The sequence below is a fragment of the Nocardia terpenica genome, from assembly GCF_013186535.1.
Classification (GTDB): domain Bacteria; phylum Actinomycetota; class Actinomycetes; order Mycobacteriales; family Mycobacteriaceae; genus Nocardia; species Nocardia terpenica.
In genome coordinates, this window is the sequence record NZ_JABMCZ010000001.1 from 1,019,664 (window position 1) to 1,043,885 (window position 24,222).

Consider the following 24,222-nt stretch of genomic DNA (forward strand, 5'->3'; position numbering starts at 1 on the left):
CTACGCGGAGAACGGTCGGCCACCGAGATGCGTCAGCAACTCGGGGCCGACCTGATCCGGCCGGGCGAGCACGATGTCCGCGCCCGCGAGGACATTCGCACCCCCGAACCCCCAGCCAGCTCCGACGGTGAAGACCCCGGCGGCGCAGCCTGCCGCCACATCGGTTGGCGTATCACCAACGAAGAACGCGTGTTCAGGTGATACGCCGAGGTGGGCGCAGGCAGCCAGAACACCGTCCGGGGCGGGCTTGGCCGGTGCATCCTCGTGCGCGATGACGACATCCACCAGCTCGGCCACCCACCGGGGTAGCAGGAACCGGAGGCGGCTACGTGCTTGTGCGGTGATGATGCCCAGGCCGACACCCTGTTCGCCCAGCGCCGCCATGCCGGACATGACGGCGTCGAAGACACGGACGCTGCCGACCGCTGTCGACAACGCCTCGTCGAAGTGATCCCGGTACACCCTGCGCGCGTCTGTAACCCCAAGTGCCGCAAGGGCATCGACGGGTGGAAGGGCTACGCAGGGGTCGAGCGTCATCGGATCGACAGCGACGGTCGACCACGCACTGACAAGAGCGCGCAGCGCATCTTTCGTGGCCGACCGCGTGTCGATGATGACGCCGTCGAGGTCGAACAGGGCGGCGTATCCGAATGCGCGACGCTGCATCAGCGTGCGCTCCGGCGAGGGGCTGCGTTGTCGAGGACGGATGGTGTGAGCAGGGAGCGCAACTCGATCCCGTTGTCCGCCAGCCGATCACGCCCACCGAGGTCGCGATCGAGGATGCATAGGACCGAGGAGACCTCAGCGCCTGCCTGACGTAGCGTCTGCGCCGCTCTCAGTACCTGTGAACCGGTGCGCACGACATCGTCGACGACCACCACCTTGCTGCCGGTAATGGTGCCTGCCTCAATCTGGTGGTACGTGCCATATCTTTTCGGCTCGGGTCGATAGAACGCCGCGCAGGCACCGGTTGCTGCCGACAGGGCGACAGCCAGCGGGACGCCACCCAACGCCACCCCAACCACGGACTCGGTGTCTCGTGGGAACTCGTGCGCCATGGCGTCGGCGACATCTCGAAGCAGCAGGGGATCTGCGGCAAGCAGATACTGATCGAAATACTCGTCCAGCACCTCGCCAGACGGAAGCGTGAACGGGCCTCGTCGGATCGCCGCAGTGCGGATACGCGTGATCAGGCTTATCGACACCATTACCCATGTCCGTTCGCTGCGGTCGGATCTGCATCGTTATGGGAATTTCTGAGGCTATCGACAAATTCGACGAGCGCAATTCTGAACGCCGCCATGTCGGGAATCTCTCGAAGGAATCCGAGTGGCCGTGTCGGCGACTCGAACAACCAATGTTCCGACCTCAAGAACGTTGACAATCGCACTGCTGTTGCACCGGTCAGCCAGACAGGCACCGGGCGAATGTTTCCCGCATACCAAATTGCAGCCGTCAGTTCATGAAGGGTGCCGATACCCCCGCCCATCGCGATGATTAGATCCGCAGGATCAAGGAACTGATGCAGCCGATCGCCCAGGCTCGGAAACTGAATTGCACCTGAAATGTACGGATTGAACTTCCCCCAATTGACATCGGACAACGTGACAGCGACGACGTTCCCGGCGGCATGTGCTGCACCTCGCGCCGCTTCTTCCATCAGCCCGTTGTATCCGCCGTGTTGTAGAAGAAACCCAGCCTGTGCAAGTGCGCGCCCTACGCCATGAGCGAGCTTCTGCTCTTGCTCGGACGATGGGACAACACCGCCGAAAAATGTTGCGGTCCACCCGTATTTGTACGAGTTCTTGGTCATGGCAGCTCCAGATAGTAGCGGTAGGCGTCGATTGCTTCACGGAGCCCATAGACCGTCTCCGGCGCCACTGTTTTCGCGAGTGTGAATACTCGATCCAAACCCGCAGTCAGCGATCCCACAGTTGGAATGGCCTGCGTGGAGATTAGCGCTGTCAAATGGTTGAGGCATTCTCGCCCTATGGGCGTAGCGCCGATCTCTTCCTTGAGCTGGTACCATCCATAAAAGGTGGAGGTCGGCGCAAGGGCTGCTTTGATGAGATTCTTCGCTGCCGTGTTGAAAAGGAACATCTCCGAGTAGGCGATGAGTTCCTGACCGCGTGCAATCCGTTTTCGTATCAGGTAGCCGATAACGAGAGCTTCGATCAGCAAATCTTTGCAGGAACGTAGCGTACTCATCGTGCGGGCGACGAATGGCGCGACGCCGGGGTCAGGCTCGTACACTGCATGCGGGTCACGAGTGAAGACCGGTTCACAGACGGTGCGTTCCTGGACACGGCCAATATGGCTCGCTGGGACCACATACAAGTCGAGCTGTTGAAGGTGACCGCCCCAGCCGAGGAGATACACGTAGCCGAGCCCGCCCATATCCCCGACGATTGTGTCGCGCCAGCCAGGGAGAATGCCGCCCAGCTCTGTCACGACCAGGGGGTCGAGGACTGAGACGAACTCCTGGAGCAGGCAGTCGTCTACTCCGACAACGAAGTCGATATCGGACAAACGATCGGCAGTTCCACGCGCCAGGGAGCCGCGTACAAGGAGGTGTGTTACCGCTTCACTTCGAGTAAGTGCCTGGGTCGCGTACTCCAGCAGGGCGAACTGATTCGGCCGATTGGCTTCGACGAGCTGGTGCATGGCTGGCCGGTTCACTGTTCCTCCCTCGTCGATCGCACCGCGCCGAGCAGAATCTTCTTGTTCGCTCTCCAATGGCTGGCCTGGTCTGGGCAACCGAGCGAGTCGTACAGCGACGCGATCATGTCGTAGATCCCTCCCTCCGGGAGCGTCCGTTCGTAGAACAACCGCAGTAGATAGTTCTCCGCTGACTTCCGGTATCCCAGACGAGCCAGTGACACGGCTTTACGGAAGTAGCTGTCGAGTTCGACGCCCGTTGCGGCTGGCAACCGATAGACGTCTGCTGGATCAAGCCATTCGTGATCCGTCAATTCTGCTAATCGATCATCGGTATAGCAATCCAACAACAGGTGATAGCGGTCGGGACCGAGCAGATTGCACGCGCCATGCACATGCGTCGGGGTGAGCCGCCAGATTCGACTCGCTCGCAGGTGTACCCGTGCTCCACCGACAACAAGGGCGGCCGAGCTATTGGTCGCAAGAGGAATATGGAGTCGGTATCGCTCCGACTCGTCGAGCTCGTCATAGTCGCGGTGTTCCCACAGAAACGAATTTGGGCCGAGGCGCGCAATTCGGACCCACATGTAACGTAGGCCCAACGAAGATAGGAACCTGTGCGTGACAGGCATTTTCCGTAACAGTGTCGTCTCGACCGGGGTGCAATCCCTTATTCGGACGTCGGTCGGCGATCCGGTGTCGTTGAGTAGCGACAACGTCCACCAGCCGCCGGACTGATATTGGGAGTACTCGGCCACCCACATCTCATCGTCCGGAACGGTCAGCACCTCATGCTGAAGCCGTTCGAGCAGCAGGTCGTCAACTGCTTGCAGGCAAGCGATCTGTCTAACGACTCCACGATTATCTGTGCTTACGATAGGCAACAGCTCGTCCTTTCTCCCCGAGCCCCATGAGAGTGGGGCGAATTAAAGTAAATTCGACCGTATGGGGGGCGGCCGTACTATCTGGATAACCCCAATGCGATGAGGATCGCGTCATGGAATCTCATCATCGATTCTCGGCAGGACATCTGTGTCGTCCTCATCGCTCCACCACCGAATGGGTTTCATCGGCATATGAACGCTTGAGGACCGCCCCTCGACCAGGCCCTCGTCCTCGAAATCTCCGCAGCTCGACGTAATGCCCGCCCGATGCCGCCCCTGGCTCCCCGCCGACTTCCAGTACGCCCCGAACCGGAAGGACAGCACGGCGGTGAAGAAGAGCGAGGCTGGCCAAAGTATCAGGACCAGGGCCGGAGTCATCGCTCAGTCCCATGACGCCACTTGCGATTCTCGCCGCGGAAGCATCGTGGTGAGGTGCCGAGTGTCGTTGTGCCGCACCAGGGTCCAACGCCAGTAGTCGTCTTCCGGATCGCTCCAGGACAACCGCTCCTTCTGCCAGACCGTCTGTGCGGTGTAGCCCATTCGGAAGGTGATGTCCGCCCGGCTCCATGGCACCAGCCCCAAGAAGGATTGCGCCGCTGCGATGACCGTCTCGTGATGAGCTACCACTAGGACCGTCTCGTTCGGGTGCTGCAGCACCACCTCATTCAGCTCCTGGGCGGTCCGTCGGGCGAACACAATCCACGATTCAGCCCCAGCGGCAATAGGTACGTGTGGTAATAGGGTTGGCGTACCACCCAATGCGGCAACAACTTCCGACCACGACTTGCCTTCCGCCTCGCCATATATCGGGGCAGGAAAGGCCGCGAAGACTGGTCGCTTGATCGTCTGACCAATGATCTCGGCCGTTTGAACGGCCCGTGGCGCGGTCGAACTATAGATCGTGCTAATCGACCGTCGATTACCTTGCTCGCCAAGGTATTTGGCAAGGCATTCGCTCTGTTCTCGCCCCTGATCGGTGAGTCCGACACACATCCGTTCTCCGGCCACGATGTTGTCCACGTTGCAGTGAGCTTCGCCGTGGCGAACAAGGATGAGCCGGGTAGAAGTTCCAGGGTCGGTCATTACGTATCCTTCTCCAGTCGTGGTAGAGGCTTGAGGTTGTCCGCCAATGCCATTGCTATTCCCAGAGCTCAGAGCATGGCAAGGGCGGCAGGTCATCTTGCACGTCATCGTCTACGGTGACGACCAACTCCGACTTCGAATTTGCAGCTGCCAGCTCATCAGCCACGCTCTGCGCTTGTTCCGCGGTGGCCTGGTAATCGAGCGTGAACGCGCCTGACTCGATGCGGATATGACGGATAGTGGTAGGTCGCATCGCGAATCACGACCTCCGTGGCACATGCGATCCAGCCTCGATCCCGACCGCGCTGCATGGACATTGCATTGTCCGGTAGGCCGGTTGGATCGCCGCCGTCTCCTTCGGCTGCGAGGCCGTGAGGAATTGGAGAGATGCTCGGCGTGCTTCCTTGTCAAGCAGGGCAATGGTTTGGTGGATGGCAAGCGAATACATCCCAGAGCGTTCCTTTGAGTGAGTCATCTCAGGACACCCTGGGGCACGGGGCATACCCCGCCGATTACCGCCGGTCCGTTGGCGATTCGGCTACAACATGGGGTACTTACTGCCGCGCCCCAGGGTGGAACTGACCGTAAGGCCGCTTCTGGGGCGTTGTTGTCCTGTAAGGACAATCGGCGAATTTCAATGAAAGTTACTGCGGTCAGCTAACTTTCGAGGACACTTCAGGAGTTTGAGGCGAGCTCCGGTGCGATTCCTAGCCGCCAAGCCAAACCACGCAGGTTCCGCCCACCAGCATCGCGACGAGCACTGCGCAAGTGGTCGGCTACGGCCTCACGTACGAACACATCGGCATGGACTCGTTGCGGCGCAAGATCTTCGGCCTTGAGGAGGACCTCGACCCCCTTGTCTCGATGCTTAGCGTCAGCAAGCAGCGAGCGCCCGACTTCCATATAGAACTCCGCCTGACGGCTCTTGCTTGGGATTGCATCGACTCGAACGCCGCGGGCTTGTTCGGCGACTCGACCTTCATCGCCGAACTCCATCCCGATCGTCGCCTGCCAAATCCCGACGTTGGCACGACCGAACCAGAGATGAGCGAAGCTGCCAGCCTCATCCTCCATACGCTGAGCCACGACCTGCGCCTCCGCCAGATGTGTGGTCGCGGTATCGCGATCTGCCTGCACAGCTGCGGCCAGAGCGGCAGATAGATGCAGCATTCCGTAGATCTGAAGGACGTCGGAACTGTCTAGATGCGGTGTCAACTGGTCGGTCATCTTGATTGCCCGGCGGTACTGCTCCGGTCGGGACAGCCCACCGGTCACATCACCCCGGAGCCAGGCGGTAAACCCTTGCCAGGCAGGCTCTTCGAGCACCTCGGCGCACTGTTGAGCGGCTTTAGCCGCAAGCAGTGGCAAGCCGCGGCCACCTAGCCGCTTGGTCGTCCAGACTGCTGAGGTGTAGCAGAGAATCAAGCCGCGCAACGCCTCACGCCGCCGCTGCGCATCACGCGCGTAAATAGCGTGAAGCTCACCGATCAGACCGGGAGTGAGTTCACCCTGAGCGGCGTAATCCGACGTGCCGTGGATGAGGTAGGCCAGCCGTTCCAGATCAGCTTCCACCTGTGGCCACTGACGGACCTCCGCGCCGGGATCATCGCCGAGCTCGTAGACGTCGAGGGCGTTTTCCATGGCTATCAGCCCTGCATGTGCCTGCTCGCTGTGCTCTGGTGCCAATGAATGCCAGGGGTAGGCGTTGAACTCCGTCGGTGCCACTTTGAGCGCCCGCGCAAGTGCTTCGAGGGTGGCGCGGCTAGTGAGCGACTGTTCACCACGCTCTAGTCTGCCGAGATAGCCGAAGCTGATGCCAGCAAGGTCGGCGACTACCTGCATGGTCTGGCCCCGCCATGCGCGGATCTCACGGAGTCGGCGACCAACGTCATTGGGCGGTATGTCGTGCATAACGTTTCTCCCTTGACCATGTCCCCCCAAGGTGACCTCACCGTACCGCCGCAGTCTTGGTCAGGGCCAGGGTAAACGAACGACCGGTCCTCTACGCGGCGGGCTCGGTGGACGAGCCTGAAGGCCCAGCGACGATAGTCGTGTGCCGCGAGACGGAGACCGATTGTGCGGTTGCCGCTCTGATAGCAGTGGCGACACAGGCTGTGCGTGAGCGCTTTCGGGCATGCAGTGCGGCTACGTCGCCGAGCCGGAATGTGGTACCGCGGTCTTCGACACAGCCGATGAGCTGGCCGCGCTCGTGCCATTTCCGAATCGTGCCGGCCTGGATGTGCGCGCCGTACAGTTCGGGCAGCAACCGCGCCAACTCCACGGCGGTTCCGGTGTATTCGGCAGTGGCCCTGCGCATCCAATCGCGATTCTGATCGACGTCGTGAGGAATTCCGCATCGGGGGCACGCTACGACCGTCAGATGCGCCGGTGCGGACACAGGGGCGCCGCAATCGGTGCACCTGCCGCCGAACACCCGATGTGCGGGAGAGTCGACCGCACCCCATGCCTTGGTGACGGCCGACTGGACTCGCTCTATCCATTCCACCGCGCCGGTTCCACGGGCTGTGGTTGGAAGATCGGCGAGGATGGCCGCTGCTGCCGCGGCCGGACTCACCGCGCGGGCCGCGAAGGGCGGACGCGCGGCGGCCTGCCGGAGTGTGCGCAGGAGGTGCTGCCGTCGATCCGATGCCCGCAGGTTGACAATCATCGGCCGCTTGTCTCCGCTGGTGCGCGCACCGGGATCACGTTGCGCACGAACGCTGTCGGTTCTGGTTATCGTGATTTCGAGCTGCCGGAACAGCTCGGGTATACGGCGCAGATCGTCGACGAACGAAGCGAGCAAGGGTGCGGGTACACACGGCTCGGGCACGCGCTGCTTCTCCAATCAGGTGCGGGGTGCGTGGGGGTGGATGAAACGGACCGGTGCGAGGCCGTCGAGGAATGTCGCGGCTACCGGCTTGTTGACAGTCGCGCCAGGCCAGCCTTGATACCCGTTGCTGGGACGAAACCGAGTCTTCATGACAACGAATCCAGAATTCTGCGTCTGCGCGTCAGGCCGGTTGCCGTCGCAGATCCAGCGACGGTATTCCGCGAACAGCTCTGGCTCTCGGAACCGGGCGTGCACGATGAGATGGCAGATAATGCACAGGGGCACATACGTTTCCGGCTGCGAATAATCCTCAAGGTGGCCGTGGATAGCGCCACCGGTTTGGTAGCACACGGCACATTCACCCGGCGGCTCCCAGAGTCCTGAACTCCACATCGCCGTGAGCTCGGCTTGGACCCGCTCGCGATACTCGCCGGGAAATCCGTTGTAGGTTGACAGCGCCACCGGCCTACTCCTTCACGGTCAGATATACGCGGTGTGAACCGTCGACAGTGGCTGTCTGCCAACGTGTTCCGAGTTCCGCGGTTTCGATGGCCAGTGATCGTAACCTGTGTGAAGCATCGCGTCGCGGTGCCCGCCCTTCGACAAACAGGTGTCGCACACCGGAATTCGCGAGAGTTGCCGCCAGCAGTGGGGGCGTCACGCCCGCGTCATCGAGTTCCGGAATGACGCGTCGGGCAACGACAATGGTGACGCCCTCCGCGCGCAGGAGATCGCCGAACGCGTCGAGCTGGTTCGGGGTGAGCACCCAACGTCGAACTGGGATCGTGTGGCTGTAAGTGCCTGCGGTCCGGCCTGCCTCGATGGCGTTGGCGTCAGCTTCGACACCGAGCACGGTGAAACCGGCCTGGCCGAGACGGCGGGTCAGTAGTCCGGTCGACGAGCCGAGATCGAGCAGCGTCCCGTCGGCCGGGCCGACATCCGAGCGGATCAGGTTGTAGATGCCGTCATGAATATTCGGGAAGCGGCCCGAGCGCTGCCAGTCGTACAGGTGCTCGGCGGAGTCGAATCGTGTCACGAACGCTTCCCGTCCTCGGCCGGATACCAGGCCGGTGAGTACGCCCACTTCGCGATGCTCCGCGCCGCGAACACACCTTCCTGCGCGAGCAGGTCGACTTCGGCCCGCGTCGCTCCCATCTCGCGGGCGATCTCCTCGGGGTCGAGATGCCACTCGTGGAGGAGTTCGCGCACGATCTCCGACATCTGCACGGCAACGTGTGTGCCCTTGGCGCGGTTGATGCGAATGGTCATCAGCATGGCGGTCGGCCGGTCGACGTCGAGAACCGCGACTGGGACGCCGCCGCGCCAGCGGGCGCGGACGGTCTTCGAGTCCTGCGAGAGGCGCCAGCGGTGGAAGCCGTCGATGATCAGCCGTTCCGGATTCACCAAGACGGGTTGCAACCAGCCCGTCGACAGCAGCGACCGCTCCAGCAAGGTCAGCTCGGGTTTGTGCACGCGATTCGGGTTCCAGGCGTTCGCATTCAGGGTGTCGGCCGGTACCCACTGAATGTGGTCGATCGGATCGCCACCCGCAGGGGCAGATTCGAGGAGGGGCAGGCCGTCGGCGTTCGCTCGCTGGTCGATGGTGGTCATGCGCGGGTGGCTCTTTTCGCTTGGTCAACCTTGGAGAGGGGAGTGATGGTGCGCTTGTACGCGCCCGCTGCCATCTGTTTGAGGACGTGGTCGGCCGGATAGGCGGCGGGATGCTTCCGCGCCGAAATACGAACGCGAGCAAGGGACTTCAACGCCTTCGCTCGCTGCTGCTCGTCGTCGATGGTCTCTTCGATGTACGCCTGAACACCGTCCAGCGATTGCCCGTACCGGCGCAGCATGGCGGCACGGTCCAACTCGCTGTAGTACCGCTCCTGCACCGCCATCTCGGGAACGAGGTCGATCACTTGGGCGTACAAGGTGGGCGCATACTCGCGCAGGCGGCCGAACACCTTGGCAGACTCTGCGTGCAATGGCGTCGAAACTCGCAGTGCGGCACCAGATACCACCTGTGCGTCGTACAGCGGGCAGTAGCGGATATCGCGGTCGTAGAAGTATCGGAAGATGTCGTTCTCTTGCCAGTCGAATAGCGGTTTCACCGTCATCACGCGCCGGTCGTGAGTGGCGTTGATGTAGTTGTCGTGCAGCTTCGACTTGAGTGCGTTCAACCGCATGATGCTTTCCGCGGCGCGGACGCCGGTAACGATCGCGACCTTGCCCTTCTCGTCGCGCGAGACGAGGGTGTCGGCGGTGTACTGGTCGAGGACCAGGTGCTCAGGAAGCCCCAGTTTCGCGAGAGTGAGTGCCCATTGCGGCATCGGCCGCATGTGGGTGCGGTTCGGGTCCCACTGCACGTACCGGGTTGACTGGCCCAGAATGTACTTCGTGGACTCCAACGGAACGCAGTACCAGCGCATGTAGATCCAATCGAGTTGCCGGTACTCGTCGACGAATTCGACTACCTGATCGGGGATCAGCTCTTCGTCGCGGAACACCACCTTGATCGGACGGTCGTCGCCACGCTCCAGCGCGACCTCACGCACCAGGTGCAGCGCGGCGAGTGAGTCTTTGCCGCCGGAGAACGCGACCATGACCGTGTCGAACAGGTCGTAGACGCGGTGCATCCGCTTGCGAGCCTCGGTGTGAACGTCGGTGTCGATGAACCTGCGGATTTTGGTCACGGTACCGCCCCGATGGTGTTCCTCATTGCCGCTTATCCTCCGTGGCTTGCAGGTATTCGGTCAGCCGCTCCGCGAGGGTGTCCATGTTCTTGTAGGTCCGTCGCAGCCACCTGGTGAACTCGAACCACTCGCCCTGCTGCGCCTCGTTGTCGAAGATGATGTTGTAGGAGATGACACCGGCGCTCGGCACGGGTGCCTCGTCGAGCGCGTCGTCCGGCTCGGTCTCGAGCGATTCCAGGAGCCGGTCCAGATCGCTGGTGTCATAGCCGGTGGCGTGCAGGTCCGGCAGCTCGTGCAGGGCGTCGAGGAGTGCCTGGGTGTCGTAACCGGACTTATCGTTGGCGCGATTGTCGACAAGGTTGATCCGGTGGGCGGTGTCATCGTCGACGTCGACCCAGTGCACGTCGATCTCGTTCCAGCCCAGTCGTTCTCGCGCCACATGAACGGTGTTGTTGCCGACGAGGATGACGTTTGGTCGCTTCTTCGCACTGTGGGTGCCGCGATTGACCACGACCGGCCTGTACTGACCGAAGCGGGTCAGTGACTCCTCGATGAGGTCGTGATCGCCTTTCCGAGCATTTCCGGGGTAGTAGTGCAAATCGGTTATCGGGTGCAGGGCCATCAGGGGTTGATCCGTTCTGCCGCCCCAGCGTGGGCGGCGATCTCGACATAGCTGTCTCGCTTATAGCCGTCCTTCACCCGCGAGACATTGAGCAACACAACGAGATTGGCTACATCGTGAGGCGTGACCCTTGTACCGAGATACGCGCTCCACAGCGCCGCGATACGCGTGAACGACTCGCTATTGTCGCCATCAAGTCGCTCCGCGGCTTCCGAAAGCACGGAGCCCGAGGCCGACACGACTCCGTTCGACGCTTCGGTAGGGCCCTCGGTGCGAATCGGTGGTGCGAATCCGTGTGCAGTGGCGGCACTTTCGGTTTCGGTCTGCAGCTGTGGATGTTCGAGGTCGGCGACGCTGGCCGAGTCGTGCTCGGTGAAGCGGTGCGCGTTCTTGGCGAGGACGTCTTCGAACTTGGCACGCAGCTGGTCGGCGGTGACGCCGATCATGGGCGCGGCGCTGGTCATCAGTGAATCCATTCGTGTGGGGCGGGATTACGCGGAGATGGGCGTGGCGCTGCTCGACAACAGGCATTCTCGAATCAAGCTGTGCGCGTTCGATATCGACGCTTGGATGAACAGGTAGTGCAGACACCCTTGGCGGCGTACCGGACATGTCCAGCTGGTGGTATAGAGCTGCGCGGAACCATGGGACGCTGGCAGTCTTCGCACTCCTTCGATGGCTCGAGCTTGTGCACATTGGCCAGGCGCCCGGCGCGGTAGGTGGCGGTGTAGCAGCCCGTGCACAGCCCTCGAGCTGCATGATGGGCCGAATCCCCGTCCAGCGGACGACGTTTCGGGACGAGGACGCGACTGCATCCCGTGCAACGGGCCGGTCGCCGTTGACCAGTGTGACGTGCGATCACTTCGTTGAGTGCATCGGTGGTCGCGCCATCACCGCGGCACACGATCCCCGCAGCAACCACCCCGTCGGCCGGACGCACAACCGACGGTTTATCGTCAACCACACCGGCAGTCAACGCGCTGCGGGCACAGTAAACCAGTTGTGCAGTGGGACACCGTGTTTCGCATATAGTGACCGCAGCGCGGGTCGGCCAGTGCTGGTGCCAATCTTTGAACTCGCCGGGTTGGAGGAATCCCGGTCGCCCGTGGCAGGGCGGCAGCATCGACATCTCCATAACGACCATCGTCATCAAACCCAGGCTCGGAGGGTACTGGCGACGCGTGTCCCTGTGTCCACTTCCTCACGGAAGGGCAGGCGGTTCGGGCTGCAAGACCAGCCAGAGAGTGAATCCGACAGCAAACAACAGAGGCCACAGGACGTCCATCACCTCGTGCACGAGCATTCCCGTCCGAAATGGCGGTAGAACACCGACTGGCCCCCGCGGTAGCCGCGCGCCCTGGCGACCCGAAGCAGATCGGCGACGGTGCGACCCGAGTCCAGATGATTGTCGATGGCAGCGCGGTCACTTGTAGTCAGGCCGACGATCCACTGGCCGGTCATGCACGGCCGCGCACGCCTCTTCGTCCCGGCAGCGACTTCCAGATCCGCGGCCAGGCCGACGGCAGGCTGACGATTCAACGCTCCGCGTACGACAGTGAAGGGTCCGTATGCAGAAACATCGTGGTCAGAGTGCGGGTTCACCGAGCCGGGGGTCCACCACAGGCCGCGGTGCTTCTCCCAAACCGCGCGACCGGGCACATGGCCGAGAATGACCGCTTCGTCCGGAAGGGTGCTCAGGGTTCGAATCCAGTTCGTGGGAACGGAAACGACCGCCGGTTGGCACGAACATTCCTGAGCGAAGTCGTGGTTGTCGGCGCGCAGGGCAGAGCTGGACATGCGAGTACTCCTGAGACGGGATGGGTTCGACGGCCTGGCGGGATCGTGAATGCTAGTGGGCAGCTTGATATCTCGCGGCGAAAGCCTGCTGTGGACATACGTCGAGCTCGCCGTCCGGTCCGCGAATGATCCAATCACCAAGCCGGACAGGGAGCCACACCTGTAGCGCCTGGCTCCACAGTTCGGCGCTCACGTCCGGATCAAGGTAGACGGCCGGATACGCTCCGCTGGGGTATTCACGCAGGCCGCCTGCGGTGGTGAACGACTGACGACCGGCGAGTGCGCGGTTGATCTCAGGCAAGTTGTCGCTGGTGTACTGGATGGCGTCGAACTCGACCGCTTTGCCGATGTGTCTCATTCGGAAACCTCAGCGGTGCAGGGGATGATGAAGCCGAGGGCTGTGTGGCTAGCAAGCACAGCGTTCACGCTATGGCCAGTTTGGGCGGGTTGCGTAGTTGTAGCAATCCGTATCCGCGGCCTGGGCAGCCATGGCCCGAACTTGTCGGTCCGACGGAGCAGAATCCACCGCATGTCACAGCTTCATCCCTTGCTGGAGCCGCAAAGAGCCTTGCAGCGACTTGCCAATCGGGCGGGGCGTGCATCCCGCTGTCTGCATCATCGATCGGTGAATTCTACTGCTAGCCATCTCATCTCCCCCTAAAGTAGGCACTCATGGCATGGAACAAGGCCGCAGAAATCCGAACAACACTGCACCGCTTGAGAGGGAACGACAAGAATGGCCAGCTGAATGAGATGCCGTCAGAACAGCTTGCTGTCGACGATGATCGGACCGATCTGCGTTTGCTGGCCGGACCGATACGAGAACAGCAGCGTAGGCACACCCAGGCGGCGATGAGGATCATCGGAGCTGGTGCAGCCGCGTACCTCGCCGGTGTTCTCTTTCTGAACTATTTGCGGCTCGTATACGGGCAGACCACCATTCCGCTGTCAATGACGACGAGCGATCAGTCGTTGGCGGCGACGCTGCTCGGCGGACTCGCAGCACTAGTTATTGCCCTCAACGTAGCTACATGGTCGATTCGAGGATCCCAAAACCGAAAAGAGCTAGACGGCATCGCTGTATTGTCGAAAGAAAGACTTGCCGAGCAAGCTGCTCAGCTAGCGCGCTATCGGACCCTGTCCCAGGCGGCTGTGACTTGTGCCATGATGGCGGTCTTTATCGCGCTGTCGGCATTCTTTCCCAGCCGCTCAGCTTGTTCTTTAACCTCCGTGGCTTTCAGGTTGGCGGCGTTGATAGAGGGCCGTGAGGCGTTTGACCGTTTTGCCGACGTCGAAGCGGGTGGCGCGGAGGCGGTTTCGGTGTCCGCGTGGTCGTCCGGGTCCGGCTCGGGTGGGTTTGGGCGCGCTGGCGGGACAGCCGATGGTGGCGCAGAGGTTCCGAAACCCTCGCCGGACCCGGGCCGGAGTGAGTCGGTGTGGTGGCGCGGGTTTCTCCCATCGATGGCGCAGGTCGGCTGTCAAAGCGCGTGCGAGCCGTAGTTGAGTATGGGCTGCGATGATCAGCCAGGTCCAGCGATCAGCTGCCTGCGGGGTGCGAAGCTTGGGGCGGGTCCAGCCGAGAGTTTGTTTGAACAGCCGGAAGGTGTGCTCCAGGTCGAATCGGCGTAGGAACGCCTGCCAGGTCCGGTCGATGTCCTCGACGGCGGCGCCGGTCTTGGATGACCATAGCCAAATCGGTGGTGCAGCACGGTCTTTGGACAGATGCTCGACCTCGAGCCGGATCAGCGTGCCCTCGAATACCGGCAGCGGTTCGTCGTGGTCGATCCAGGCCGCGCGGCGGGTCAACCGTGGGTGGACCCGATCCCATGCTTGCGCGCTCGCCTTGCCGTAGTTGGCGGTCGCGGTGATCGTGGCGACCGTGGGCTGCGGCCAGGACTGTGGGTCGGCGAAGCGGAACTCGGGCCCGTGCATCGGTGGGCGGCCGTTGGTCCCGGGCAACCGGACCGGCTTCGGCAATCGCATCACCCGATCCGACCGCAGCCTGCCGACCATCTCGACCGGCAGGTCACGCAGCATCCACCCCAACCGGCAGATGTCGTAACCAGCGTCGGCGACGATCATGATGTCCGGATCCCCGGGACGCCACTGGCCCGCGCCGATCAATCGATCCACGACCTCACGCAGCTGGGTGGCGGTGACTGCTGCCGCATCATCAGCGGGACCCAGACGCACCGCATCCAGGATCTGCGTCCACGAACTCCCACCGGGTTCGAGGACGGCCACGAACGAATACGGCCAGCCCGGAATGAACTGCGACGCCGATTTCGCCCGCCCGTAGACGTGGCAGAACAACCGATCCGGGGAACATTCCGCGTCCGAACGCAACCATGCCGACACGTCCACCGCCAACACGAGACGGCCATCACCAAACCTCGGCAACTCGCTGCTGCACAACAGGTTCCGAAGCCTCGGCACATCGATCCGGCCATCGTTGAGGCCGCCGTAGAGCGCGCCGTGCCCGCGACGATGCTCAGGAGTCAACGTCAGCTCCACCACCGACCGCACCGCGCCCTGGGCACACAGCACCGCCTCGGTCAGCTCGAACAACTCATCACCCCGCGCGGTCAGACACGCATAGAACTCGCCACGCATCCGCGCCAGTTCCGCGAACGCTTCCCCCGCTCGACTGCCGACCGGCAGACTCATCTCAGGCCTTCGTCTCGATCAATGCATCCTTGGTCGGAGCACATGATCAGACGAAGGCCGCCCACCTGTCCTGCGAACCATTAAGCAAGCCAAACGGTTTGGAACTCGGAGGTTAAAGAACAAGCTCAGGTAAACACGAACTGCTGCCGGGGCTAGCCATCTTGGCGACCGGTGGAATCATCGCAGTGCTCAGCGTCGATACCAGCATCCTGCTTCGCCGAGCTCCCGACATCGATGCCGAGGTGCGTAAGCACCGCATGGAGGAGGACATCGTCCGATTCCAGCGGGTACTGCGCGGAAAGGGTCCGTGGTCGCGTAGTCTCACACCCCGGCCTACATGGGCCCGAACTCGCCTTGGCGCGGCCTTGTGGTGGACATACCAGATCGTTGCCGCGGTGATCCTCACCACGGGAATACCTATGGGCATACGAGTGGTCGGTTGGGTAGGCACCCAGCACACCGCCAAGGAATACGCGGTGAGCATCGCCCAGCTAGCAACTCTGGCCTTATTTTTGGTTACCGGAATCACTGTCTGGGCATACTCGATAGTGACGTTTCTGATCGATCGACAGTTCTTCATGGCTGCGGCCATCACACTGATGTCGGGGTCGCTGTCGGTCGCTGGTATATGCGGAGCGGTCCTTGCATGGAGCCACCCACCGACCTGGGGCCAACTGATTCGGGCGGTACTGTCGATTCTCTCGGCCTATGCCGTTCCTCTCTTGCTGGTCGGGAAAGCCCTACGGTCTTCAAGAATTGCCAGCTTAGTGTGGCCCGGCGCTGGACTCCGATGGTTGATCCGTCGTTCCATTGTATTGAAATGGGCAACATTTAAACGCGAATTGGCGCACGGTGCTCAGTCGACACGACCGCGCAAACGTCCGAGTCGGCCGCCAGTGGGATGGTTGCGAAAGGCGCTGTGGTGGTCATTGCGCTGGCCATGGTGGTGGGTGCCCGCAGGCGGTCGATGGTACCGACGGATCTCCGGAACGGAGTGACTATCCGCTCGCAGGCAGGTAGCGAAGCGAGCGGACCGCTCCTCGTTACCTAGGGTTATCCGGCCAGCCGACTTCTCGGCGGAGCGCAGCGCTGCGCGCTTCGATTAGCGCGAGCAATTCCCTTGTAGTGGAATGGATCTCGGTGCCTTCGCTGCTCATCTTCAGTGTGCTGATGCGGTCCACAAGAGTTCGAATCTGCTGGTCGATTCCGACACGCTCCCGGTGGGCGGAGTGGTCGACGATGCGCGGTGTGTCCGGTGGAGTCATGCCGCTGTCTCCCAGATCGCTACGGCGTGCTTGATGCCGATGAGGCTCCCGGCCTTGCGAATTCGTCCATCGCGCTCGGCGCGCCGAAGCACTGCACCCAGAACGTTCGTGTCCCCTATCGCGGGTAGGTCATCGTGCGTGAAGCGTTCGCCGGGCTTCTCACACAGTTTCGCGAGGACCCTCTCGACGGCGGCGATTTCCGGGGTTACGAGGCGGAATCCGGCGCGGTGCAACGCCCGCTCCAGTGCGGCCACGCTGTCGTAGCCGAGCTGACGAGCGGCCATCCCGATCGGCGTACCGCCCTGGGTCAGCCAAACGTACTCTCGGACAAGATTTGTGTCGGCCTCGTCGCGGTGCCCGCCGCTCGGGAGCTTGTTGGTCGTCTTGCGGCGTCTGGTCGCGAGCATGTCGAAGTCGATGTCTTCCTCGACGTCGTAGGTGGACATGTTGGGTTCCTTCGGGTGTGCCCTGCGGCGGCCTGGTGTGGTGGCCGCCGCAGGTGGTCGAACTGCTTCGCAGCCGTCAGATGCCGGGCCGGTAGAGGACGGTGATGGGCGCGAATTCCATCAGCTCGTCATCCGGCCAGGGGGCGATGCTTCGATCGGCGAGGTGCCACCCGGTGTCGGACTTTTGGGCGGCTATGCCGGTGCCGAGCAATGCAACCGTGCCGACGGGAAGGACTGCATCATCGAGCTGTTCGAGCGTGCTGATCAGGAGTTGAGTCGTCGATGCGCTGGTCTCGCGTGCAGCAATCTCGTAGACCTCCTGCTGGCACTCCTCCAGGGAATCCCAGTATGTTCGCGCACCTAAATGGTCGAGCGCCCATGTACGACCGACTTTTGCGACATGTTGAGGCTTCACCATGCTGGCGATGTATCGATCATCTCGGGTCCGATAGAGGCCCGGAACCAGTGATTCGCGTAGCTCCAGAGTCGGGCTGATGTCCTCAGCTTGAGCTGAGGCGTAGCCGGTGCCGTTGAGTTCGTCGACGACGTGCCAGAGACCGATGTAGCGGCCGGTGTAGTGCAGGTGTTCGCCGAGTTCGGCGTCGGGGCCGAACATCCTGCGAAGTGCTCCGAGGACGGTGGCCTCGTCGACCTTTTCGACGACTTCGCGGATACGAATCCACTGCATAATTGGGTTCCTTTGTGTTGATGACCCTGATCGCGGGCTGACTGATGTCCGGTGGCGGCCGGACACTTTTCAATCATACATACCGGATTTGTATTGGTGGTTGGAATCTGCTGTGCAACAACATCTTCCGTCCTCAATGGGGCGGGGATTCGCTGATGTCTTCCGACCGAATCCGCCTGCGCGGCGGCCTTGTTATTGCAGTGCGGTGCTTGTACTCGCTTTGGTAGTCGGTATTCGCGGCTGTGCACGGACCGCAGCGGCAGCCCCAGTTCTTGTACGTCCACACCGCGCCATGCGGCAGCGGATGGCCTCGGCTGTCGTTGGTGGCGTGCCACCGTCCGGCGACCAAGACGCGCGCGGCGAATCGGTCGCGGCGGCGCGCATTCATGTGTTCTCTCATGGCTTTTCGGCACTCCGAGCACCGACAGCCGTAGACGTTGTACGAGGTGAACCGTCCGTGTGGAATGCACTCCATGCATCGGCAGCGGTGCATGTGGTAGCTGACAGGAGTCCCGTGCTGCGGCTCGGTCATTCGGACACCTGCTTCACGTCCTGAATCTCGTGGTACGGAACGGTGTCGTTGTAGCCGTCGACGTACAGGTTCTTGAGCGTCACGGTTTTCTGGCTGACGCGGACGACCTCATACCAGCCGTGGCGGTACTTCACCATGTCGCCCTTGGAGATATCGGCCTTGCTGTAGTTCGTCGCATGCCCATCGGCGATCTGCTGCGCGCGAATGTTCTTCCAGTACTGAATGTCTCCGGCGCGGTGGTCCATACGCGCCTCGACACTCTTCCAGTGTTCGCCGGTGGCCGGAGGATCAACGAAGGTGTACGGGGCGCGTCCACGCTTGCCGCCATCCAGGATCCGCTGATCGGCCCGCTGATCGGCCTCCAGCTTCGCGATGCGGTTCGCGACAGTGACGGGCGAGTACCTGAGTTCAGTTGTGCGGGCGGCAGATCCAGCGCGGTCGCGTGCTCGTTCCGCAGCCCTGTTCGCCTCCACAGAACGGCCGAGTGCGTCCCACGCGCGCTCGATGGATTTCCGGTGCCGGTGCTCGCTGTAGTGGCCGACCTTGATCGGCTCACCCATGGGCGGCACTCTCTCGTCTGCCCGCCGGTGCGCGGCGTCCGCAGCTGCGGCTTGGCGGGCGCGGCGGTCGGCCTTCGCTTCCAGGGCTGCGACTCGGTCCTCCTGCCGTTCGGCGCGTGCGGCTTCGGCTTCGGCGGCCGAGCGCGCGGTGCGGTCGATCAGCAGCTCGACCGTGTACCCCGCTGCGCGGAGGGCGTCGGCCGCAGCCTTGATGTGGTATTCCTTCGGTTGCTGGTCGCGAGATGCGTGGACAATCCATTGCTGAAGTCTGCGCGACCACTTCCAGTGGCCGACACGGCGTTTCACTTCGCAGATGACTTCGTAAGTGCCGTCTCCGCGGACCGTGTCGTTGAGCATCGTGCCTTCGGCCGCGGTGTGGGTGATCGTGAGTGTCATTGGGATGGGTTCTTTCTCGTGATCCCGGCGCACCGGTGGCGGCCGGTGCGCCGGGATGCGATTAGCGCTGATCAGTTGGTGATGGTGATGGTGACGGTGTGCTCTCCGGTGCCGTCGCAGTGGCGACAACCGTTTCCGTTGCAGAGTTCACAAAGGGCCCAATGCGTTTCCTTCATGTCGCACCTCATGCCTTGCCGTGCTCGGTCGATCCGCAGAGTTGGCAGTAGCCGACGGTCTTGCCAGCGTCGGGAAGGTGCGGCCTGCCGATTCGGCGCGTTCGATCTGCTCATCGACCCAGCGATCGTGATAGTCGTCCGGGTCGGCCTCATAGCTCACGGCTGCTGCTTCAGCAGGGCATCGAGAGCCCGATGCGACGCTTCGAGATCACGGTGGTACTCCGCCGTCGCGCGGATGAACTTGGTCTCGACATCAGCGATTCGGTCTTGGGCATCCTGGACCTTCGCCTCGTGGAGGCGTACGGGTGTGTGCCAGAAGGCGACGATTTGCGGGAACAATTCGTCGAGGTGGTCGATCGCCGCTGCCGTGACCACCCCACCGCCGACACGGCGTGTGCAGTGATCTTCAGTCGCGCCAACGCTGGTCGGATGAGGTCCGTGCGACTCGATGACGATGTTGCGGTGGCCGGTGTACTCGCGGCCATTGATAGTGACGTATTCCGGCAAGCCCTGCTCGGCGCGGTCGAACAGCGGCGAGAGCCTCATGTGCAGGCACCAGGTGTCGTACCCGCGACCATCCAGCCCGCGGTAGCGGTACTGGACGCTGATCGGACCGGTGACAGGGCCCTCGGCGAAGAGGATCGGATGTCCTTCGGTGTCGAGAACACCTGTGACGTCGACTGTTTGGATTGTCTTGGGCATGGTCGTACTCCGTGGGTTCCGTTGGGTGACCGTGGCGGCGGTCAATCGGATTCAGTGAGGTCGAGCAGGTCGCTCGGGTATTCGTGGCCGTCGGCGTCGATGTTGAAAGTGAGCTCCAACATGTCGGGCCGAGGGCTCGCCAGGTCGATGCGTTCTCGACGAGAGATACTGTGGCGCTGCTCTTTTGAGCGGCCCCGAGTCACCGCTGCTGGCGCTCTCGGCGGGCGGCGATTCCGGCTGCCTGAGCGGCGTTGAGATCGGAGGCGGGCATGATGCCCGTCGCGGCGACACGGATGAGGTGGATAGCTGTGTACGGCTGGTTCGTGGCGTACCCGTCGCGCAGTGCGTCGTAGAGGCCATTGCGGGTGTACGCCTCGTCCTCCAGCTTTGCGGCGCGCTCGGCGTCCTGATGCTTGCGGAACGCTTCGCACGCCTCGAATGCCTTGTGGTTCATGCGCTCTACGGCTTTCGGGCCGTACACGTCAGCAGCGATGCTCTCGCCTTCGGTCATGGTGTGGAACTCGCCGACCTGATCGGTCGCGGCGATCGGCCAAGCCTGTTCGAGCCACCCGGCGACGCCTTCCGACGGGACAAGCAGGATGTCGCCGGACTTGATGTCTTCTCGAAACTGACTGTGGTCGTACGCCTCGCCGGTAGATCCGAATACGTGCACATTGCTCATGATGGGCTCCTTGGATTACACCCGTGGCGGCGGGCTGAAATGAATTGTGCTGCATCGCATTTCGATCTCGCGATGGAAGCGACAGTATCCTGTTGGCCCCGTAGTGTCAACAAACTACGCAGGCACTACGCGTGAGTGTTCGAGCTTCCAACGTTCGGGGTATCAACGCGAACGCACTGCTGAATCCCGGAACGAGCACTCGAGTCACGCGAGTCGTCCCGGATCGACGCGTTGTTCGTGGCCGTTCGATGGCAACCCCAGATCGCCCGAGAACACACGACTCGGCTTGCCACCGGACTCCACCATGGTCGACGGCTCGGAGACCCATCTATGGCGAGATACAGGCTGCCGAGGTCCATGTGTTCGAACCTTCGGAATGTACAACGCTCGCGCAGCAGCACGCTGCTCCGCGGTAGCAGGCGGTGCCGTCGGTAGCTCCGGACGGTACTTCGGCGCTTTGCGGTCCGCATTGATGCGAGCGGTGATGTGGCCAGGCATGATCCGGTCGGTCGATTCGGCGTAGTGCTCGCGGATGGCTTCGGCGGCAGCCTCGGGTTTCCACTGTGCCCGGTGTGCTGCGTCGAGCCACGAGTCGGCCATGAGGCCGTCGATATTGCGGCAGTCGTAGGACTGGGCGAGCTGAAGCAGGGCGATGACGACGTCGCGGGGGTCGCCGGTCATTCGGGGTTGCTCCTCTCCGGGTTAGGCGGGGATTGCGGGGGACGGGCCGAAGCTGGAGAGCCCTCGCGAAGTGTCGACACGGGCGGGGACGGGTAGGCCAGCGGCTCGAAGGATGTCGGGGTTCGGGTTGGTTTTCAGTGCTTCGGCTTGGGCGAACTTCAGCTCGGCAGGTGTGAGCTGGCGGCCGTTGGGCATCACCGGTCGCGCTACGGCTGTGGTTCGGTGCCCGGATTCAGCGGCACGGCGAATCCAGTTGCGCCATGCGGCTGTCCAGTCTGCGCGGCGCTCAGCCTTGGATCGCCAGTGGTCGACAAACTTTCGGTGTTCGGACTCCAAGTCGACCGTCGGGCATTCGGTACGCATGGCGGCAATCGCGGTTTCGGGTGGCATCCAGTTCTCGGGAAGCAATGCCGATCGAGGACGCGACTTGCGGCCCTCTACGTCGTCAGACGTAGAGGGTTTAGGTTCTGGTTCTGGTACGTAACCCTTAACCGATGGGTTACCGGATGCCTTGGCCGATGGGTTATCCGATGGGATGCGGGATGGCTTGACCGATGGGTTAGGCACGGCCTCGGCCGCTGTCGATACCGGGTCGGCCGATCGCGCTGCGGCCTGGTCGTCGACTACGGCGAGATCGGTTCTGCGATGCGGAAATCCAGTCGGGTACTTGCGTGGATCGATCTGGGGGCGGTGCAGGAGTGCCTGCACCCGTTCCTTGCTCCAGCCCTTGTACTCGGGCCGCAGGCCATTCAGCTTGAACAGCTCATGGATAAAGACGGCGCGGATGGGATCCGAGCTGACGGCAGCGTAGTCATTGGCCATGGTGACCGCTGCGTTCGGCTGCTTCAAGACGCCGTCGTGCTTGACGAATGTGCGGATCAGCACCTCTTCGGTCGCCTCGTCGATGACGATGTACAGCCGTTCGGCCAACTCGACGGCCGCTTCGCAGATGTCCTCGAGCGTCCAGCCGCGGGCTCGGGCGACGAGCCGAATCGGCCGCCAGTCCGTCACACCTACCTTGGACAGCTTCGGATCGGTCAGTAGCACGAAGTAGAGATGTTGGGCCGCGGGGGAGAGCGTCTTGAAATCCTCATCGGCCCAGATGTCTAGACGGACAGCAGCGTATTCGCGTGGCATGGTGCGGCTTTCTGGATCGGGTCTCAGGCATAGGCACGAGTGACGGTCAGCGCACAGGTCGAACGGACAGCACGGCGCTGCCGAACGATTGGAACTGGCGGCGGCAGTCGCGGCAGATCACGTCCGGGTAGGGCATGGCGCGTAGCTCGGCAAGGTGACGTCGGCAGATGTAGGAGTCACTGCGGAAGGGTGGCCGGGCTTGGCAATCATGGTGGGTTATATCGAAATCAGCTGGTGCCGAACATGGTTCACGTCGGCGGAGCATGGCCACGCCGACCTCGCAGCGTGGGTGTAATTCCCACGCTGCGAGGTCGGCGGCGAGTATTGATGTTGTCACTCGGATGGGATGCGGTGCCTTATTGTCATGCAGCTTCTCCTCGGTCGTGAGCACGTACCAGCGCGTCTATGTACGTCTGACCGAGCGCGGCTTCGACGCGCTCCTGGGCTGCGATGGATGCTTCGAGGTAGACCGAGGTGAACAGGGACGCGTCGATCAAGATGCGTCGGCCATCGCTGGTCAGCGGACGGCGCGCACGGTTCGCGTCGGCGTGCGCGGCACGGCAGGGTGCACACGCGGCCTCCCCATGTCGCCGATGCCGTTTGTAGCCCTGGTCGGTTCCGCATTGCACTCGGCTCATGGGACGGCTGCCGTTTCGTCGATCGGAGCGGCGACGCCCATTGCGGCGTTTACCGCCTGGTTGGCGCGGTCAGCGGTCGACAGTGGCGGCGGAGAAGCCGCCTCCTGCATTTCGGCGGCCCGCGTCTCCGCAAGGTCGCGAAGCTCCCTGCGCAGTTCGTCCGGCAGAACGCCTGCGGCCTTCCACAGCCGGGTGAGGTCGGCGGTGGTGGTCGCTGCGTCGATCGCTGCGCGTAACTCGGCCGCGGCTTGTTCGGGAGTTGGCCCGGAGTCCGAGGGATTCAGCGTCCTCAACTCTCGTGGCCGGGCTGTGCGCGGGTCGCACTTCATGATGTCGAAGATCAGCCACTCCAGTGTGAATTGTGGTGCGGGCTGCGCTTTGTCGACACCGGGGCGGATGCCCGCATGGACTGAGCGGACGCCGATTACGCGTGGTGCGGAGTCTCGGGAAAGACGGACCCATGCCGAGACATCGTAGGCGAGCATCTTGTGTCCCTCGACTCGGTATTCCTTCGTGTTGGGGATCGGCTTGCCGGAATTATCCAGCGCTGCAACCTCTTTGCCCCTGGCTGTGACCACGACGATGCCGGGCGTGGTCATCAGCATCCGCATGAACTGGCCGTGACGATCGTTCGCGTCATTCCACAGGTTCATGGCTGGCTTGATCTCGGCGTCCGGGTCTGCCTCCAGCAGCTTCTTGCCTGTCTTCGATCGGCGGGCACGGCTGCCGACCCAGTCCTTGAGCATTTCCCACAGGATGGTCATCGAGTCGATCAGCAGGACGACGGGCGGGTCACCGGCCTTCGCCGCCTCGGCGGCGACCGCGCGCACTTCGCGGACCTGATCGGTGATGTCGCGCCAAGTGCCGTCGTGCTCGATCACCTCGTAGTCGGCACCGGGGATCGCCGCATATTCGTCCATCGAGCCCTCGCCGAGATCGAGCCAGAAGGCCCGGCCGACCTTGGCGCTGGCGGTGAGTTCGGCCATCGCCCAGGACTTCCCGGTCTTCTCGCCGCCTTCGACGAGTATCAAGGGCCAGGGGACGGCACCAGTGGGTTTGCGCGTTTTGAGCGCCATGGCGGTGACAGC

General features: G+C 62.6%; 28 protein-coding genes. 1 reads left to right on the forward strand and 27 read right to left on the reverse strand.

From position 1 onward, the window contains the following. The 14 genes from HPY32_RS04625 to HPY32_RS04690 all read right to left on the reverse strand — a co-directional run bounded on the left by HPY32_RS04625 (position 1) and on the right by HPY32_RS04690 (position 11,231). Positions 1 to 666, reverse strand: a complete 666-nt coding sequence (locus tag HPY32_RS04625) for an HAD family hydrolase (RefSeq protein ID WP_067583736.1) — start codon at positions 664 to 666, stop codon at positions 1 to 3. Beyond that, positions 666 to 1,208 (reverse strand): orotate phosphoribosyltransferase, encoded by a 543-nt coding sequence (gene pyrE / locus HPY32_RS04630; protein WP_067583740.1) that lies wholly within the window; start codon positions 1,206 to 1,208, stop codon positions 666 to 668. Before pyrE ends, HPY32_RS04625 begins: the two co-directional genes overlap by 1 nt. Beyond that, positions 1,208 to 1,813 (reverse strand): SLOG cluster 4 domain-containing protein, encoded by a 606-nt coding sequence (locus HPY32_RS04635; protein WP_082870996.1) that lies wholly within the window; start codon positions 1,811 to 1,813, stop codon positions 1,208 to 1,210. Before HPY32_RS04635 ends, pyrE begins: the two co-directional genes overlap by 1 nt. Further along, complete coding sequence (locus HPY32_RS04640; RefSeq protein ID WP_156674253.1) at positions 1,810 to 2,679, reverse strand: nucleotidyltransferase domain-containing protein; 870 nt, start codon at positions 2,677 to 2,679, stop codon at positions 1,810 to 1,812. Before HPY32_RS04640 ends, HPY32_RS04635 begins: the two co-directional genes overlap by 4 nt. Further along, positions 2,676 to 3,542, reverse strand: coding sequence for an aspartyl/asparaginyl beta-hydroxylase domain-containing protein (locus HPY32_RS04645; RefSeq protein ID WP_156674254.1), 867 nt, complete (start codon positions 3,540 to 3,542; stop codon positions 2,676 to 2,678). Before HPY32_RS04645 ends, HPY32_RS04640 begins: the two co-directional genes overlap by 4 nt. 381 nt (positions 3,543 to 3,923) lie before the next feature. Beyond that, positions 3,924 to 4,625: a histidine phosphatase family protein gene (locus HPY32_RS04650; RefSeq protein WP_067583753.1), complete on the reverse strand. Its 702-nt coding sequence runs from the start codon at positions 4,623 to 4,625 to the stop codon at positions 3,924 to 3,926. A gap of 675 nt (positions 4,626 to 5,300) precedes the next feature. Continuing rightward, positions 5,301 to 6,536, reverse strand: coding sequence for a helix-turn-helix domain-containing protein (locus HPY32_RS04655; RefSeq protein WP_082870998.1), 1,236 nt, complete (start codon positions 6,534 to 6,536; stop codon positions 5,301 to 5,303). Between the two features lie 91 nt (positions 6,537 to 6,627). Next, on the reverse strand, positions 6,628 to 7,470 hold the full coding sequence (locus HPY32_RS04660; RefSeq protein WP_156674255.1) for a hypothetical protein: 843 nt from the start codon (positions 7,468 to 7,470) through the stop codon (positions 6,628 to 6,630). Further along, the gene (locus HPY32_RS04665; RefSeq protein WP_156674256.1) at positions 7,471 to 7,917 is read right to left on the reverse strand and encodes a hypothetical protein; all 447 of its coding nucleotides are present in this window, start codon (positions 7,915 to 7,917) and stop codon (positions 7,471 to 7,473) included. Between the two features lie 4 nt (positions 7,918 to 7,921). After that, positions 7,922 to 8,491, reverse strand: a complete 570-nt coding sequence (locus HPY32_RS04670) for a class I SAM-dependent methyltransferase (protein ID WP_067583766.1) — start codon at positions 8,489 to 8,491, stop codon at positions 7,922 to 7,924. Then, positions 8,488 to 9,066, reverse strand: coding sequence for a ParB N-terminal domain-containing protein (locus HPY32_RS04675; protein ID WP_067583771.1), 579 nt, complete (start codon positions 9,064 to 9,066; stop codon positions 8,488 to 8,490). The genes HPY32_RS04670 and HPY32_RS04675 overlap by 4 nt, the downstream gene beginning before the upstream one ends. After that, positions 9,063 to 10,088, reverse strand: coding sequence for a phosphoadenosine phosphosulfate reductase domain-containing protein (locus tag HPY32_RS04680; protein ID WP_082871196.1), 1,026 nt, complete (start codon positions 10,086 to 10,088; stop codon positions 9,063 to 9,065). The genes HPY32_RS04675 and HPY32_RS04680 overlap by 4 nt, the downstream gene beginning before the upstream one ends. 79 nt (positions 10,089 to 10,167) lie before the next feature. Beyond that, entirely contained in the window at positions 10,168 to 10,767 is a 600-nt protein-coding gene (locus tag HPY32_RS04685; protein ID WP_067583777.1) for a ParB N-terminal domain-containing protein, read from the reverse strand. After that, positions 10,767 to 11,231: a DUF6378 domain-containing protein gene (locus HPY32_RS04690; protein WP_156674257.1), complete on the reverse strand. Its 465-nt coding sequence runs from the start codon at positions 11,229 to 11,231 to the stop codon at positions 10,767 to 10,769. Before HPY32_RS04690 ends, HPY32_RS04685 begins: the two co-directional genes overlap by 1 nt. On the opposite strand from HPY32_RS04690, the gene HPY32_RS04695 reads away from it, so the two are divergent. Further along, positions 11,212 to 11,349 (forward strand): hypothetical protein, encoded by a 138-nt coding sequence (locus tag HPY32_RS04695; RefSeq protein ID WP_156674258.1) that lies wholly within the window; start codon positions 11,212 to 11,214, stop codon positions 11,347 to 11,349. The two genes, HPY32_RS04690 and HPY32_RS04695, sit on opposite strands and share 20 nt — an antisense overlap. Before the next feature lie 702 nt (positions 11,350 to 12,051). On the opposite strand, the gene HPY32_RS04700 is transcribed toward HPY32_RS04695, so the two are convergent. From HPY32_RS04700 to HPY32_RS04760, 13 genes are all read right to left on the reverse strand, one after another. After that, positions 12,052 to 12,564: a hypothetical protein gene (locus HPY32_RS04700; RefSeq protein WP_156674259.1), complete on the reverse strand. Its 513-nt coding sequence runs from the start codon at positions 12,562 to 12,564 to the stop codon at positions 12,052 to 12,054. A gap of 52 nt (positions 12,565 to 12,616) precedes the next feature. Next, on the reverse strand, positions 12,617 to 12,922 hold the full coding sequence (locus HPY32_RS04705; protein WP_067583783.1) for a hypothetical protein: 306 nt from the start codon (positions 12,920 to 12,922) through the stop codon (positions 12,617 to 12,619). Between the two features lie 863 nt (positions 12,923 to 13,785). Next, positions 13,786 to 15,231: an NF041680 family putative transposase gene (locus HPY32_RS04710; protein WP_067583788.1), complete on the reverse strand. Its 1,446-nt coding sequence runs from the start codon at positions 15,229 to 15,231 to the stop codon at positions 13,786 to 13,788. Positions 15,232 to 16,274: 1,043 nt separating this feature from the next. Further along, positions 16,275 to 16,496: a hypothetical protein gene (locus HPY32_RS04715; RefSeq protein ID WP_156674260.1), complete on the reverse strand. Its 222-nt coding sequence runs from the start codon at positions 16,494 to 16,496 to the stop codon at positions 16,275 to 16,277. After that, entirely contained in the window at positions 16,493 to 16,942 is a 450-nt protein-coding gene (locus tag HPY32_RS04720) for a hypothetical protein (RefSeq protein ID WP_067583791.1), read from the reverse strand. Before HPY32_RS04720 ends, HPY32_RS04715 begins: the two co-directional genes overlap by 4 nt. A 76-nt stretch (positions 16,943 to 17,018) precedes the next feature. Further along, positions 17,019 to 17,630, reverse strand: a complete 612-nt coding sequence (locus HPY32_RS04725; RefSeq protein ID WP_067583794.1) for a hypothetical protein — start codon at positions 17,628 to 17,630, stop codon at positions 17,019 to 17,021. 528 nt (positions 17,631 to 18,158) lie between these two features. Next, a complete protein-coding gene (locus HPY32_RS04730) occupies positions 18,159 to 19,118 on the reverse strand; it encodes a DUF3560 domain-containing protein (protein ID WP_067583797.1) in 960 nt (319 codons plus the stop codon). 147 nt (positions 19,119 to 19,265) lie between these two features. After that, positions 19,266 to 19,454 carry a hypothetical protein gene (locus tag HPY32_RS04735; protein ID WP_156674261.1) on the reverse strand — a complete coding sequence of 63 codons (189 nt, stop codon included), beginning with the start codon at positions 19,452 to 19,454 and terminating at the stop codon, positions 19,266 to 19,268. Further along, positions 19,451 to 19,996, reverse strand: coding sequence for a hypothetical protein (locus HPY32_RS04740; RefSeq protein WP_067583800.1), 546 nt, complete (start codon positions 19,994 to 19,996; stop codon positions 19,451 to 19,453). The genes HPY32_RS04735 and HPY32_RS04740 overlap by 4 nt, the downstream gene beginning before the upstream one ends. Before the next feature lie 199 nt (positions 19,997 to 20,195). Beyond that, positions 20,196 to 20,678 (reverse strand): hypothetical protein, encoded by a 483-nt coding sequence (locus HPY32_RS04745; RefSeq protein WP_067583803.1) that lies wholly within the window; start codon positions 20,676 to 20,678, stop codon positions 20,196 to 20,198. Positions 20,679 to 20,882: 204 nt separating this feature from the next. Then, positions 20,883 to 21,359, reverse strand: coding sequence for a hypothetical protein (locus HPY32_RS04750; RefSeq protein ID WP_067583807.1), 477 nt, complete (start codon positions 21,357 to 21,359; stop codon positions 20,883 to 20,885). 21 nt (positions 21,360 to 21,380) lie between these two features. Continuing rightward, a complete protein-coding gene (locus HPY32_RS04755; RefSeq protein WP_067583810.1) occupies positions 21,381 to 22,496 on the reverse strand; it encodes a hypothetical protein in 1,116 nt (371 codons plus the stop codon). Between the two features lie 634 nt (positions 22,497 to 23,130). Beyond that, on the reverse strand, positions 23,131 to 24,210 hold the full coding sequence (locus tag HPY32_RS04760; protein ID WP_067583813.1) for an AAA family ATPase: 1,080 nt from the start codon (positions 24,208 to 24,210) through the stop codon (positions 23,131 to 23,133). Positions 24,211 to 24,222: the final 12 nt, after the last annotated feature.